Origin of the sequence: Caballeronia sp. J97, from assembly GCF_905220305.1 — a bacterium.
In the GTDB taxonomy this organism is placed as follows: domain Bacteria; phylum Pseudomonadota; class Gammaproteobacteria; order Burkholderiales; family Burkholderiaceae; genus Caballeronia.
On sequence record NZ_CAJMZL010000010.1, the window covers coordinates 82475 to 96418 of the forward strand.

A 13944-nucleotide genomic window follows, 5' to 3' on the forward strand; every position below is an offset into this window, starting at 1 on the left:
TCGATGCGGACGAAATGTGAGACAGTCGTGACTTTTGAACGCCGAATCATGAACGACAACACGAACGCGGCTCCGGACAGCACGGCCGCGCGCGTCGCGCTGTGGCGCGCACTGCACGTTCAGGCCGATGCGCCGCCGCATGTGCTCGAAGACACCATGGGACTTGAGTTGCTCTCGCCCGATGCGAACTGGCGCGAACGGGGCGACATGAATCCGCAATTCACGCGGCCCTTTCGCGCATCGATCGTCGCGCGTGCGCGCTTCATCGAAGATCTCGTCGTGGAAGAGGCCGCGCGCGGCGTGACGCAATATGTGATCCTCGGCGCGGGTCTCGACACTTTCGCGCAGCGCAGGCCGGAGATCGCGTCGCGGCTGAATATCTTCGAAGTCGATCCGCCGGGGCCGCAGTCGTGGAAGCGCCGGCGTCTGATCGAACTCGGCTACGGCGTGCCGGACGGGCTGCGTTTCGTGCCCGTCGATTTCGAAGCGGGAGAGTCGTGGCGCGCGAAGCTCGCCAGCAACGGTTTCGATGAACGCAAGCCCGCGATCGTCGTGTCGACCGGCGTCAGCATGTATCTGACGATGGAAGCGAACGCGGCCACGTTGCGCGAAGTCGCGGGCTTCGCGTCAGGGTCGGTCTTCGCGATGACTTTCTTGTTGCCGATAGAATTCGCGGACCCCGATGCGCGTCCGGGCCTGGAGATGGCCGAGAAGGGCGCGCGCGCGAGCGGCACGCCGTTCATCAGCTTCTTCACGCCGGCGCAGATTCAGTCGCTGGCGCACGATGCGGGCTTCCGCGATGCGCGCCATGTTTCGGCGCAGGATCTGACGCAACGCTACTTCGCGAACAGAACCGATGGACTTCGACCGCCGCGCAACGCCGAAGCGCTGCTCGTCGCGACTATGTGAGCCTGCCATGCCGAAGATCGATCTTGCCGCCGTGCCTGAAATACAGGGCTCGGGATATCCGCCGCCGTTCGATGCGCCGTGCGCCGATCGCATTCGTCAACGTCTTGGCGATGCAGCCGGTCTCAGCGATTTCGGCGTGAATCTGATGCGCCTGCCGCCGGGCGGCTGGTCGAGTCAGCGTCACTGGCATTCGCATGAAGACGAATTCGTCCATGTGCTCGAAGGCGAACTGGTGCTGATCGAGGACGAGGGCGAAACGATCTTGCGCGCGGGCGATTGCGCGGCGTTCCGAAAGGGCAGCGGCAACGGTCATCACATGATCAACCGGTCGCGGAGGACGGCGGTGTTTCTCGAAGTCGGCAGCCGCGTGTACGACGATCTCACGACCTGCTCCGATGTCGACATGATGAGCGCCAACGCCGATGGCCGCTTCGTCCACAAGGACGGAACGCCGATCGCATGACGATCGGCGCCGGCGCGTCACAGGGTCGTGCTACCGGCAGCGCGCGGCCTCGTCGCGCAGCGCGGCCACGCGATCCAGATCGCCCGTGTAATGCCGCTTGCCGATGGCGAACACGATCGCCGCGAGCAGGGGCGCGAAGGGCACGAGTTGCAGCGCGCCCAGGAGCCCGATCCTGTCGGCGACGATGCCGGTGAGGATCGCAGCGGGCGCGAGCCCGAGCAGGTTGTTGGCGAGCGTCAGCGTGGCGAATGCGGACGCGTGAATCGAGGGCGGCGTGAGGTTCGCGACCATGGCGCCGGAAGGGCCGGTTGCGCCCGCGCTGAAGAACATGCCGGCCGCGATCAGCAGCAGTTGCACGGGGCCCGCGGGCATCCGGAAGGCGAGCGCGAGAAACACGAAGCACGCGAGGCAGAACGCGATGGCCGTGAGCCACTTCTTTTCCCGCGCATGTTTGCTGATGCGGTCGGTCAGGCTGCCGCACACGACCATGCCGAGGCCCGTCACCATCACGAACGCCGCTGCGAACAGGGCGGCCTTGCCCGGCGCCATGCCGTAGTAGCGGTTCAGAAAGCTCGGCATCCACGCCCACAGCGCGGCCGGCACGAGCAGATGAAAGCCGCTGCCCACGTACGCGCACACGATCGATCGGGTCGAGAAGAGGCCCTTCATCAACGCGCGGAACGTCATGCGCATGCCGAGGCCCGACGTCTTCGCGTCCTGGACGAGGGCGGGCTGGAGCGGCGCGAGCCGCTTTTCAGTGACCAGAATCCGGTAGACGACGACCAGCACGAGCCCGAGCACGGCCATCGCGCCGAACGCCGAGCGCCAGCCGAGGTGCGCCGCGACCGCTCCGCCGATCGCCATGCCCATGACCGACCCGAACGCGCCGCCCGCCATGAAAGCGGCGGTCAGCGTCGCGCGCAGCCGGACCGGGAAAATGCTGAGCACGACCGCGATGCCGACGCTGCCGTAAGCCGCTTCGCCGATGCCGACGAACGCGCGCGCCAGCAGCATCTCGCCGTAGTTGGTCGACACCGCGCAGCCGAGCGTCGCGACACTCCACATCGCGGCCATCAGGATGATGCTTTTCACGCGGCCCCAGCGATCGGCGAGCACCGACAGCGGGAACGTCAGAATGCCGACCATCAGCGCGACCACGCTGCTGAGCGAGCCCAGTTGCGTGTCGGACAGCGCCCATGTCGATTTGAGCATCGGGAATACGGCATTCAGTACCTGCCGCGACATGTAGTCGGATAGCAGCAATCCGACTGTCAGCGCGAACACCACCCAGGCATAGGGGCGCACGTCGCCGCGTGTTTGGGCGCCCGCATCGGTCGCGGGCTCGGCGTGCTGCAAGAGCATGAATTGTCTCCTTCATGAATTCGGTGGGCGGCTTGTTCTGCCTGCAAACGCAGGGCGCCGCTTTTTCTTTCGATCTATGTCGATGCCGCGGGGCGAGCCGCGGCATCGGTCGGTCAGGCCGCGCGCAGCGGCAGGTTCTTCACGCCCGTCGCGCGATTCGGCGACATGCCGTTGGCGGCCAGCGTTTCGTCGACGGTTTCGTACTGCACGCCGATGCGATAGATTTCGCGCGCTTCCTTGCCGCTCGCGATCTCGCGTCCCAGCTCGCGCGCCACGCGCACGCACTGCTCGATCTGCTGCACCGAGGTGAAGCGGTTGCCGTGCTGATCGATGATCGTGTCTTCGATGCCGCAGCGCGGATGCAGACCCATCGACATCGCCATCATGTTGAACGGCAGCACGTTCTTCAGCAACGACTCCGCGGTGAGCGTGCAGCCGTCCGGCGCGCGGTGAACGAAGTTGAAGAAGTTGAACGGATTCGGACCGTCGAAGCCACCGCCGATGCCGATCCACGTCAGGTTCAGCGGTCCCTTGTACACGCCCTTGCGCACGAGGCGTTCGAGCGTTTCCAGCGCATGGATGCCGGTCAGCTGGAAGTGCGGCTGGATGCCCGACGCCTGCAGGCGGCGCAGATGCTCTTCGACCCACGCGGGACCGGCGGGCACGGTCATTTCGCTGTAGGCGGCCATGAACGCGGGGTTGGAGAGCGACGTGCCGGCCAGATACTCCGGATACAGCAGCTCCATGATGTTCATCTGCGTCGTGTTGATCGCGACGGTGACCTGATCGGGCTTCGGATCGAGTTCGGCGAGCATGTGGCGGGTGTCGTCGGAGAGCCACTTGGCCGCCTGACCGTCGTCTTCCGGCGCGAACGAGATCGAGCCGCCGACCTGGATGATCATGTCGGGCACGGCGGCGCGCACGCCGGCGATCAGTTCGTTGAACTTCGACAGGCGCTTGCTGCCCTTGCCGTCCAGCTCGCGCACGTGCAGGTGAAGGACCGTCGCGCCGGCGTTGTAGCAGTCGACGGCCTTCTGGACCTGTTGTTCCATCGTCACCGGAATGTCTTCCGGGAAATCTTCCGGCATCCATTCGGGGCCGTACGGCGCGACGGTGATAACGACCTTGTCCTGGTTCTCGGGGTGCAGCGAATCGTCTAGGAATTGCATGTTGGCTCCAGCAATTTGAGTCTGATGGGCAGGGTGCGGCGGGTCGATACGTCTGATCGGTCAGGCGCGTCGCCGCACGGATCGGGTGCGTGTCAACTGATCCCATCGTAGTGGAGAGAAGTCCCGTGCAACCCTCTCGCGACGGGAGGGGCCGGCGCGCCGCCGGGAGGGGCGATCCGCCGCGCTCGCCCCCTCTCTCCGCGAGAGGGGTTCGGCGCGCGTGCTTTCCGTATTCTTTCAGCATGAGTTCACGCGCCATGGCGATGTCCTGGACACGCGGAGAACCGGGCCACGCGGTCGAACGCGTGCCACATCAATCGCGCCGGCGTCGATGGACGCGGGCTTTCAGTAGAAACGGCGGCGCGCGAGCCATTCGTGTCGTCGCCGGAACGCAAGGCAACAACATGAGCACCATCGAATACAGCATGGCGACGATCGAAACGTTCGTCGGCCAGGAACTGGGCGTGTCGGACTGGATCGTCGTCGATCAGGCGCGCATCGAGACATTCGCGCATTGCACGGGCGACATGCAGTGGATTCACGTAAACGAAGAGCGCGCCAAACGCGAGAGTCCGTTCGGCGGCACGATCGCGCACGGCTATCTGACGCTCTCGCTGCTGGCGACGCTCGCGATCGAGGTCGGCCTCATTCCGGCGGATGCGTCCGCCGCGCTGAATTACGGGCTGGACAAGGTGCGCTTCATGACGCCGGTCAAGTCCGGCGCGCGGGTGCGCTGCCGCGTGGTGCTGAGCGCGGCGGAAAGGAAGGCCGGCGGCCGCATTCTGGTGAAAACGGACTGTGAGCTGCAGATCGAAGGCGAGGAGAAGCCGGCGCTGATCGCGCAAACGCTCGCGATGCTCGTGGCGTGACCGCCCGGTGTGGAGGAGACAGAAATGAAAGTACGGAGACTGGAATGGCAGTGAACATGAGCAGCGAAAACGACGGCCTCACGGCCAGTGCAACCGACGGCATGCTCGGACCCAATCCGTTCGTCGGGCTGCGCGCGATCGACATGTTCGCCGCCGCCGGGCAGATCGGCGCTCAGGCGATGTTGCATCCCGCGCTGCTGATGAGCCAGACCGCGACGCTCGTCCGCGATCTGGTCGCGGCGGCGAGCGGCAAGGAGGCCGGTCCGCCCGGGCAGGGCGACAAGCGCTTCGCCGATCCGGCGTGGCGCGAGCAGGCGCTATATCGCACGACGCTGCAAGGCTATCTGGCATGGCGCGACGCGCTGGCCGGATTCGTTGAGCGCTCGGCGCTCGACGACGCGAACAAGCAGCGCGCGCAGTTCGTGATGTCGCTTGTTACGGATGCGCTCGCGCCGACCAACACGCTGGCGGGCAATCCCGCGGCGCTCAGAAAGCTCGTCGAGTCGCGCGGCGCGAGTGTCGTCGCCGGCATGAGGAACATGCTCGCCGATGCGATCGGCAACAAGGGCATGCCCTCGCAGGTCGACAAGCGCGCGTTTCGCGTCGGCGAGAATCTCGCGAGCACGCCCGGCGCGGTCGTGTTCCGCAACGAAGTGCTCGAACTCATCCAGTACACGCCGGCGACGCAGAGCGTGCACGCGCGGCCGCAACTGATCGTGCCGCCGCAGATCAACAAGTTCTATATCTTCGATCTGTCGAAGAACAAGAGCATCGTCGAGTATCTGGTGAAGAGCGAGTTCCAGGTGTTCGCCGTGAGCTGGCGCAATCCCACCGAGGCGCAGCGCGACTGGGACATGGACACGTATGTCGCCGCGCTCGTCGAAGCGATCGACGCGGTGCGCGACATCACCGGACACGACGACGTGAACCTGCACGGCGCGTGCTCCGGCGCGATGACGATCTCCGCGCTGCTCGGCCATCTGGCGAGCCGCGGCGACAAGACGGTCAACGCGGCCACGCTGATGGTGGCGGTGCTCGACAGCACATCGGAGTCGCAGTTGGGGCTGTTCACGACGCCCGAGGCCATCGAGGTCGCCAAGCGCAACAGCAAGGCGAAGGGCGTGCTGCCCGGCGAGGACATGGGCCGCGTGTTCGCGTGGATGCGACCCAACGATCTCGTCTGGAGCTTCTGGGTCAACAACTATCTGATGGGCGAGGCGCCGCCGGCGTTCGACATCCTCTACTGGAACAACGACGCGACACGCCTGCCCGCGAAGCTGCACGGCCAGCTGCTCGACATCTTCACGCGCAACCTGTTCAGCGAGCCCGGCAAGCTGACGGTGCTCGGCACGCCGGTCGATCTGTCGAAAGTCACGTGCGACACCTACGTGCTGGCGGGCATGACCGATCACATCACGCCGTGGAAAGGCGTCTACAACACGGCGCGCGCATTCGGCGGCAAGACGCGCTATGTGCTGAGCTCGAGCGGCCATATCCAGAGCCTGATCAATCCGCCGGGCAATCCGAAGGCGAAGTTTTTCCGTAACGATGAACTGCCCGACGACGCCGACGCATGGCTCGCCGGCGCCCGCCCCGAAGCGGATTCGTGGTGGAGCGACTGGCGCGAGTGGCTCGCCCGGCGCTCCGGCGAACTGCGCCCAGCGCCCCGCGCGCTCGGCAGCCGGCGGCACAAGCGACTGGCCGACGCGCCGGGAACGTACGTCGTCGAGGCGTGATTCGAAGCGGCCCGTCGACACTCACATGAGACAAGAACGATGAAGAATGTGCGCGCACCGGAAATACAGACCGTCTCGCTCGACGGCCAGCTGCTTCGCGTCGGCATCTGGCGCGGCAGCGATGCTTCGCCGCCGCTCGTCGTCTTCAACGGCATCGGCGCCAATCTCGAACTGATACAACCGTTCGCCGATGCGCTCGGCGACGTCGAGGTCGTCATCTTCGATATTCCCGGCGTGGGCGGATCGCCCGTGCCGCTCGTGCCGTATCGCTTTTCCACGCTCGCGGTGATGACCGACAAGCTGCTCGCGAAGCTCGGCTATGCGGGACCGGTGGATGTCCTCGGCGTCTCATGGGGCGGCGCGCTGGCGCAGCAGTTCGCGCATCTGTATCCGTACCGCTGCCGCAGGCTGGTGCTGGCCGCGACGTCGCCGGGCGTCATCATGGTGCCCGGCCGGCTTTCCGTGCTGACGAAGCTGGTCGGAGCGCGCCGCTACCGGGATCCGGATTATCTGCGGGAAGTCGGCGCGGAGATCTACGGCGGCGCTTATCGGCACGATCCCGCGCTGCTCGAAGAACACGGCCGTCACATCCGCGCGCCCGGCGGACGCGGCTACCTGTATCAACTGCTGGCCGCATGGGGATGGAGCAGCCTGCTGTGGCTCGGTTCGCTGCGCCAGCCGACGCTCGTCATGCACGGCGACGACGATCCCATCATTCCGCTCGTCAACGCGCAAATTCTTGCGGGCCGCATCCGTCGCGCGACGCTGCACGTCATCGAGGACGGGCATCTGTTTCTCATCACGCGCACGCGGGAAGTCGGTCCGCTGGTGCGCAGTTTCTTGCTGAGCGAGTAGCGGCGCGGCAGCGTGATTCATGAAGCGAAACAATGGATGCGCGCGGCCCGGCGTCCGTTGAGTGAGCCCTGGATCGCGCGGGATCGTCAATATTCCGGGTTGCCGTTTTCCGCCGCGGTCGCATAGAGTGTGTTGAGAACATCGTGCGTTTTCCCGACGAGGATCTGCATGGCTTCGCGCCCCGCAGTCGTCGACGTCCTGTATTCATGGCGTTCCAAGAGATTCGGTTCTCTCGGTCTTGACTGGAGCAGGCAAATGAAGAAGATGCTTATTACCGGTGCGACGACGATGATCACGCTGACGAGCGCAGCCCATGCGCAGAGCAGCGTCACGCTCTATGGGCTGATCGACGCGGGCGTGACCTACACGAGCAACGAAATCACCGGCACGGGGGGTGGACACAGCAACTGGCAGATGACGAGCGGCGCGGTGCAGGACAGCCGATGGGGCCTGCGCGGCGCCGAAGACCTGGGCGCGGGTCTGAAGGCCGTGTTCACCCTCGAAAATGGCTTCAACGTGAACAACGGACAGTACTCGTCGGGTAGCCGGATCTTCAACCGTCAAGCGTATGTCGGGGTATCGAGCCGCGACTACGGCGCGCTCACGCTGGGCCGTCAGACCGACGGCATGGTCGACTTCGTCGCGCCGCTTTCCCTGACCGGCACGGAGTTCGGGGGCACGCATTTCGCGCATCCGTTCGACATCGACAATCTGAACGACTCGTTCCAGATCAATAACGCCGTGAAGTACATGAGCCCGGATTTCGCCGGCTTCAGGTTCGGCGCGTTGTACGGCTTTTCCAATCAGGCGGGCGGCTTCACCAACAATCGCGCGTATAGCTTCGGCCTGTCTTACGTGCGAGGAGCATGGAACTTCGCTTTCGGCTATCTCCAGCTCAACAGCTCCGCGCGCACGCCGGGCCAGTTGAACGCGAACGGCGCGGTGACCGACACCACCGCCTCATCGCTGCAGGGCGTGCTCTCGACGAGCGCCGTGCCGGTCGGCGTGCTCGCCGACAGTCAGAAGACATTGGGCGTGGGCGTGAACTACTCGTTCGGCCCGGCCGTCGCGGGCTTCGTCTATACGCAGAGCAAGCTCACACGATTCTTTCAGACGAACCTGAGCGCGAATTTCCAGAACTTCGAAGGGAACATTCGCTACGCGCTGACACCGGCGATCGAGCTCTCGGGCGCGTACACCTATTCGCGCGCGGGCGGAAACGGAGGCGGCGGCATTCCCCACTGGAACCAGTTGAGCGCGATGGCCGACTACCGTTTCTCGCGGCGCACCGATGTCTATGTTCAGGGCGCATGGCAGCGCGTCAGCCCGAGCGGCACTTCACCGTTGGGCGTGGCCTGGATTAACGGCGTGAGCGACCCGTCGTCCACGACGACTCAGCTTCAGGCCACGGCCGGAATAAGGCATCGCTTCTGACGTCTCGCATACCGTTGGATCAGCAGTATGACCGGAGGATTTCAATGCGCGTCCACTTCTCGCTGCCTGTGCTTGCGTTGTCGCTTCTCGCCGCCGGGTGCAACACGCCGCCCATTCCCGCCGGCAAGCCCGTCGATATTCCCACGGCGCTGCAGAACGTTCTGCAAGGCCTGTGCGATTTCAAAAAGGCTCAGGCAGCCGGTCAGCAAGACTATGGCGTCGCAATCGACGCGGTGACCGTGGAACTGGATTTGACCGTCGACGGCGCGCAGACGCCGCCTGTGGCCGTGGCGCCGGACATCAAGTTCATCCCGACGGTCAGCTATGGCCACATCATCACGGCGACGACGGGAAGCAAACTTCTCGTTTCGCTCAAGAATGTCGGTGGCTCCGGCATGAAGTGCGGGGCGTCCGCGCCTGCGAAATAGGTCGAATCTTCGCAATCCTGCGAGCGCCTGCCCCACCGGCTGCCGCGCTGCACGAATCCGTCCGCATGCTATCTTTTGAAAGGTCTGGAGAGCTTCCGCCCAGGAGAGATCGTGGACGTCGCCGCGTGGCTGCGCAGCCTCGGAATGGAACGGTACGAGCGGGCGTTTCGCGAAAACGCCATCGACGCGGACGTCCTCGGCAATCTTACGGCCGACGATCTTAAGGAACTGGGTATCGCCTCGGTCGGCCATCGTCGCAAACTGCTCGATGCGCTGGCCGGGCTGCGAGAGCGGAACACGCCCGGCCGAGCGGCCGCGAATCTGGACGAGGCGCAGGGAGAACGGCGGCAGGTCGCCGTGCTTTTCGCGGATCTCTGCGGCTTCACGGACATGAGCCGGCAAATCGACCCCGAGGATGTGCTCGCCGTGCTCGAACGCTACTTCGAGCAGGCCGATCGCATCATCGGGCAGCACGGCGGGCGCGTCGACAAGCATGTCGGCGATTCCGTCATGGCGGTGTTCGGCGCGCCGGTATCGCACGGGAATGACGTCGAGCGCGCGGTGCGGGCGGCGCTCGCTATCGGCGACGCGATGCCCGGCCTGTCGCGCAGCCTCGCACGCCCGGTTTTCGCGCATATCGGCATTGCCGGCGGCGTGGTCGTCGCGAGCGGCACCGGCAGCGCCGCGCACAGGGAATACACCGTCACCGGCGAGACGGTCAACCTCGCCTCGCGTCTCACCGATGCGGCCGGGCAAAGCGAGATCCTGATATCGGAAGCCGTGCGGCAGTGTCTGGCCGATCGTCTCGACTGCGCCGAACGCGGCGCGCTGGCCGTCAAGGGTTTCACCGGGCCGGTGACGGCATGGCGCGTGGACGGCTTTCGGCGTTTCACCCGGGACCGGCCGTTCGTCGGCCGCCGCGACGAGCTGCGGCAGTTTCGCTCGATCCTCCGATCGTGCCGCGAGACCGGCGCAGGACGAACGCTTCTGCTGAGCGGCGAGGCGGGGATCGGCAAGACGCGCCTGCTCGAGGAATTCGAGCGCGAAGCTCGCGACTCGGGATTCGCCTGTCATGGCGGTCTCGTGCTCGATTTCGGCGCGAGCACCGGGCAAGGCGCGATGCAATCCGTCGTGCGCGGCCTGCTGGCGCCCGACGGGCACGGTGACGGCAAGGCTATCGGGCGGGCGGTCGCCGATGGTCTGATCGATGCCGGCGACGCGCTCTTTCTCGACGATCTGCTCGATATCCCGATGCCGCTCGAAGATCGGACCATCTACGAAGCGATGGACAACGCGACGCGCATGCGCGGCCGGCGCAACGTCGTGACCCGGCTCGTGCAACGCTCGAGCCTGCGGCAACCGAGGGTGCTTTCCATCGAGGATGTTCATTGGGCGGACGTATCGACGCTGCGGGATCTCGCGGCGCTCTCCGCGACGGCCGCGGCGTGTCCTGCCGTGCTGGTGCTGACCGCGCGGCCCTCCGGCGAAGCGTTCGATGAAGCGTGGCGCGCGGCGAACGGCGCGCCCTGTTCGCTCGTCGATCTCGGTCCGCTGAGCGCCGGCGAGGCGCAAGTCATGGCCGAATCGTTTCCCGATGCGCAGGCCGATCTGGCGGCGCGTTGCATCGCGCGGGCAGCGGGCAACCCGCTTTTTCTCGAGCAGTTGCTCAACCATGCGGAAGACGGCGCGGGCACCGGCGTGCCCGGGTCGGTGCGAAGTCTCGTGCAGGCGCGGCTCGACCGGCTCGATCCCGCAGGCAAGATCGTCCTGCAGGCGGCCTCGGTGCTCGGCCAGCGCTTCGAGAAAGATACCGTCGAACATCTGGTCGATGGGCATGCCGCCGGCGCTGCATTCGAACCTTTGGTGATCGGTCGCCTGTTGCGACGTCAGGGCGCGGGATTCATCTTCCACCACGCGCTCATTCGCGACGCCGTCTACGACGGGCTGCTCAAAAGCCGGCGTCGCGAGCTGCATCGTCGCGCCGCGCTGTGGTACGGCGAGCGCGATCCGGTCCTGCGGGCCGAGCATCTCGACCGCGCGGCGGACCGCGAGGCGGCGCTCGCCTATTGCGACGCGGCGCGCTCGCAGGCGTCCGCGTACCATCATGAAGCCGCGCTCCGGCTCGTCGCGCGAGGACTCGAGCTTGCGGAAGCGGACAGCGACCGCGTTGCGCTCGAATGCCTGCGCGGCAATATCCTGCACGACGTGGGCGACATGACGTCGGCGCTCGCGGCATTCGAAACGGCCCTCGCGATCGCCACGACCGATGCGCAGCGCTGCCACGCATGGATCGGGCGCGCCACCGTGAAGCGCGTGATAGACGATCTCGATGGCGCCTGGGCCGATCTCGCCCACGCCGCGGACGCCGCCACCGCCGAAGGCTTGCGGCGCGAGCAGGCGCGCATTCACTTCCTGCGCGGCAATCTGTGTTTCCCGCGCGGCGATATCGACGGCTGCGTGCGCGAGCACGAGCGCAGCCTGGCGCTCGCGCAGGAAGCGGGCGACCCGGAGCAGGAAGCGGCCGCGCTCGGCGGACTCGGAGACGCGGCGTACATGCGCGGGCGGATGATCAGCGCGCACGACGCGTTCAGCCGCTGCATCGAACTGTGCCGGCGTCACGGGTTCGGGCGGATCGAGGTCGCCAATCTGCCGATGCACGCGATCACGGCCTGGTTTGCCGGCGAGGCGAAAGCAGGGCTCGACGCCGCGCTTGCGAGCGTCGCCGCGGCGCAAAAGGCCGGTCATCTCCGGGCGCTCGCCGTCGCGCATCATGGCGCGTGGCATTGTCTTTACGATCTCGCGCAATGGGATCGCGCCTGGGAGCATGTCGGCCCGGCGCTCGCATGCGCGCGCGAGTTGAAGTCCCGTCGATTCGAAGGCGAGGCGTTGGCGTTGCGTGCGCAGTTGCATCGTGTGGCCGGCCGCCGGCGCGAAGCGCTCGACGACATAGAAGAGGCGCTGTCGATCAGCCGGGAGACCGGCATGGCGTATCTGGGCGCGGCGTATCTCGGCACCCTTGCGCGCGCGACGGACGACATCGCCGTCTTCGAGAGCGCACTCGCGCAAGGAGAAGCCGTGCTCGCCGCCGGCGCGGTGAGCCACAACCACTTTCTCTTTCGACGTGACGCGATAGACGCATGCCTCGAACGGAGACGCTGGGACGCGGCCGCGCATCACGCCGCGGCGCTGGAAGATTACGCGCGCCGCGAGCCGTCGCCCTTTTCGGCGTTCGTCGTGGCTCGCGCACGCGCGCTCGTCGCGTATGGAAAAGGCGACCGGGATGCGGCATCGTTGCAGGCGCTTCGGCGGCTCGAACAGGCGGGCGAAGAGGCCGGCTTTGTCTACGCGCTCGAGGCAATCCGTGGCGCACTGTCCAGCGAGACGAATCTTCGTTGATCGCCGAGATCAACCAGTGAGCGGCCGATGAGGACGGCGATCATGTCGAACGAGTGGATGCATCGGATAAAACTCTTTGTGCAACGATTCTGGCAGCCGACTAGCGCGTGCATGACGTGCATGCCCGGTAGCTGGGGCAATTTCGCGAGCGTCGCCCACTGGGCGATCGCGTTCAAGACCGGGCTGCTCACCGGGCTGCTCGCCGTGCTTCTGACCTTCACGCCCGCCGCGAAGCTCTATGGAAACCGCTACGGGAACGCGGCGCTCGTCGGCCTGCTGACCATGATCGGCGATACCTATGCGCATACAAGCCACTACCGTCTGCCTTACGTCGAGCATGTGCTGACAGGCATTGTCTCGGGGCTTCTGGCTCTGATCGCGGCGTATCTCCTCGAAGATCGCGCGCGACGCATCCGCGCGGCCTGGGCGCGCGTTTTCGGCTAGCGCCGGAATCCGTCTACTCCGCGATGCGAACGGCGACGTCGGCGGCCGCGAGGCTCTCGGCCATCCATTCGGGCGGCGGGGCATCGGTGAAGAGCGCATCGATCTGACCGAGATGCCCGAGCTTCACCAGCGCGGCGCGGCCGAACTTCGAGTGATCCGCGACGAGAAACACCGTGCGCGACTGCTCGATGATCGCCTGCGCCACGCGCACTTCGGCGATATCGAAGTCGCGCAGCGTGCCGTCCTCCTCGATGCTCGAAATGCCGATGATCCCGAAGTCCACCTTGAACATCCGGATGAAGTCGACGGCCTGCTCGCCGACCACGCCCTTGTCGCGCGCGCGCACGGTTCCGCCCGCGACCAGCAGTTCGGCGTCGGACTCGTCCGCGAAAATGTTCGCCACGTTCAGATTGTTCGTGATGACGCGTAGGCCCGTGTGCTGACGCAGCGCACGGGCGACTTCCTCCGTCGTCGTGCCGAGATTGATGAAGAGCGTCGCCTGATTCGGAATCTCGGACGCGACGAGCCTCGCGATGCGCCGCTTTTCGTCGAGGTACATCTGCTGGCGCGCCGTGTAGGCGGTGTTCTCCGAGCTCGTCAGCGCGCTCGCGCCGCCGTGATAGCGGCGCAACAGGTTCTGGTTGGATAGCCAGTTCACGTCGCGACGGATGGTCTGCGGCGTGACCTGGAACTGCGCGGCGAGATCTTCGATGGTCGCGAAGCCGTCCCGGGCGACACGGTCGAGCAGCGCGCGCTGCCGGCCGTTGAGTGCTTGATCGGATGTCGTCAAATTGCGCAAAATCGCAAAAAAATGAAAATTGTCGGATGCGGCAGTGTACGACGAAAACGCACTGCGGCCCTAAGGGCGTCGTCCGATAT

General features: G+C 65.8%; 12 protein-coding genes. 9 read left to right on the plus strand and 3 right to left on the minus strand.

All coding sequences use genetic code 11. From position 1 onward, the window contains the following. Positions 1-48 precede the first annotated feature (48 nt). A complete protein-coding gene (locus U4Y90_RS15435; protein WP_321795661.1) occupies positions 49-909 on the plus strand; it encodes a class I SAM-dependent methyltransferase in 861 nt (286 codons plus the stop codon). A gap of 7 nt (positions 910-916) precedes the next feature. Continuing rightward, a complete protein-coding gene (locus U4Y90_RS15440; RefSeq protein ID WP_321795663.1) occupies positions 917-1372 on the plus strand; it encodes a cupin domain-containing protein in 456 nt (151 codons plus the stop codon). 30 nt (positions 1373-1402) lie between these two features. On the opposite strand, the gene U4Y90_RS15445 is transcribed toward U4Y90_RS15440, so the two are convergent. Then, the gene (locus tag U4Y90_RS15445) at positions 1403-2734 is read right to left on the minus strand and encodes an MFS transporter (RefSeq protein ID WP_321795665.1); all 1332 of its coding nucleotides are present in this window, start codon (positions 2732-2734) and stop codon (positions 1403-1405) included. Between the two features lie 113 nt (positions 2735-2847). Next, on the minus strand, positions 2848-3903 hold the full coding sequence (locus U4Y90_RS15450; protein ID WP_321795667.1) for a 3-keto-5-aminohexanoate cleavage protein: 1056 nt from the start codon (positions 3901-3903) through the stop codon (positions 2848-2850). A 404-nt stretch (positions 3904-4307) separates the two neighbouring features. Here U4Y90_RS15450 and U4Y90_RS15455 point away from each other — a divergent pair, with 404 nt between their 5' ends. The 7 genes from U4Y90_RS15455 to U4Y90_RS15485 all read left to right on the plus strand — a co-directional run bounded on the left by U4Y90_RS15455 (position 4308) and on the right by U4Y90_RS15485 (position 13065). Then, positions 4308-4772, plus strand: coding sequence for a MaoC family dehydratase (locus U4Y90_RS15455; RefSeq protein WP_321795668.1), 465 nt, complete (start codon positions 4308-4310; stop codon positions 4770-4772). 44 nt (positions 4773-4816) lie between these two features. Next, the gene (locus U4Y90_RS15460; protein ID WP_321795669.1) at positions 4817-6508 is read left to right on the plus strand and encodes an alpha/beta fold hydrolase; all 1692 of its coding nucleotides are present in this window, start codon (positions 4817-4819) and stop codon (positions 6506-6508) included. 39 nt (positions 6509-6547) lie between these two features. Then, positions 6548-7363, plus strand: a complete 816-nt coding sequence (gene phaZ / locus U4Y90_RS15465; protein ID WP_321795670.1) for a poly(3-hydroxyalkanoate) depolymerase — start codon at positions 6548-6550, stop codon at positions 7361-7363. Positions 7364-7618: 255 nt separating this feature from the next. Continuing rightward, positions 7619-8797: a porin gene (locus U4Y90_RS15470; protein ID WP_321795671.1), complete on the plus strand. Its 1179-nt coding sequence runs from the start codon at positions 7619-7621 to the stop codon at positions 8795-8797. A 44-nt stretch (positions 8798-8841) separates the two neighbouring features. After that, positions 8842-9225 (plus strand): hypothetical protein, encoded by a 384-nt coding sequence (locus U4Y90_RS15475; protein WP_321795673.1) that lies wholly within the window; start codon positions 8842-8844, stop codon positions 9223-9225. A gap of 111 nt (positions 9226-9336) precedes the next feature. Beyond that, positions 9337-12621 carry an adenylate/guanylate cyclase domain-containing protein gene (locus tag U4Y90_RS15480; protein WP_321795675.1) on the plus strand — a complete coding sequence of 1095 codons (3285 nt, stop codon included), beginning with the start codon at positions 9337-9339 and terminating at the stop codon, positions 12619-12621. Between the two features lie 42 nt (positions 12622-12663). Next, positions 12664-13065, plus strand: a complete 402-nt coding sequence (locus tag U4Y90_RS15485; protein ID WP_321795677.1) for a hypothetical protein — start codon at positions 12664-12666, stop codon at positions 13063-13065. A gap of 13 nt (positions 13066-13078) precedes the next feature. Here U4Y90_RS15485 and U4Y90_RS15490 read toward each other — a convergent pair whose 3' ends face one another. Next, a complete protein-coding gene (locus U4Y90_RS15490) occupies positions 13079-13855 on the minus strand; it encodes a DeoR/GlpR family DNA-binding transcription regulator (protein WP_321795678.1) in 777 nt (258 codons plus the stop codon). Positions 13856-13944 lie beyond the last annotated feature (89 nt).

Bases quoted from the DNA above. Each gene is read 5' to 3' on its own strand.
- U4Y90_RS15435 (WP_321795661.1), top strand. From the start codon at position 49: ATGAACGACAACACGAACGCGGCTCCGGACAGCACGGCCGCGCGCGTC.
- U4Y90_RS15440 (WP_321795663.1), top strand. From the start codon at position 917: ATGCCGAAGATCGATCTTGCCGCCGTGCCTGAAATACAGGGCTCGGGA.
- U4Y90_RS15445 (WP_321795665.1), bottom strand. From the start codon at position 2,734: ATGCTCTTGCAGCACGCCGAGCCCGCGACCGATGCGGGCGCCCAAACA.
- U4Y90_RS15450 (WP_321795667.1), bottom strand. From the start codon at position 3,903: ATGCAATTCCTAGACGATTCGCTGCACCCCGAGAACCAGGACAAGGTC.
- U4Y90_RS15455 (WP_321795668.1), top strand. From the start codon at position 4,308: ATGAGCACCATCGAATACAGCATGGCGACGATCGAAACGTTCGTCGGC.
- U4Y90_RS15460 (WP_321795669.1), top strand. From the start codon at position 4,817: ATGGCAGTGAACATGAGCAGCGAAAACGACGGCCTCACGGCCAGTGCA.
- phaZ (WP_321795670.1), top strand. From the start codon at position 6,548: ATGAAGAATGTGCGCGCACCGGAAATACAGACCGTCTCGCTCGACGGC.
- U4Y90_RS15470 (WP_321795671.1), top strand. From the start codon at position 7,619: ATGAAGAAGATGCTTATTACCGGTGCGACGACGATGATCACGCTGACG.
- U4Y90_RS15475 (WP_321795673.1), top strand. From the start codon at position 8,842: ATGCGCGTCCACTTCTCGCTGCCTGTGCTTGCGTTGTCGCTTCTCGCC.
- U4Y90_RS15485 (WP_321795677.1), top strand. From the start codon at position 12,664: ATGTCGAACGAGTGGATGCATCGGATAAAACTCTTTGTGCAACGATTC.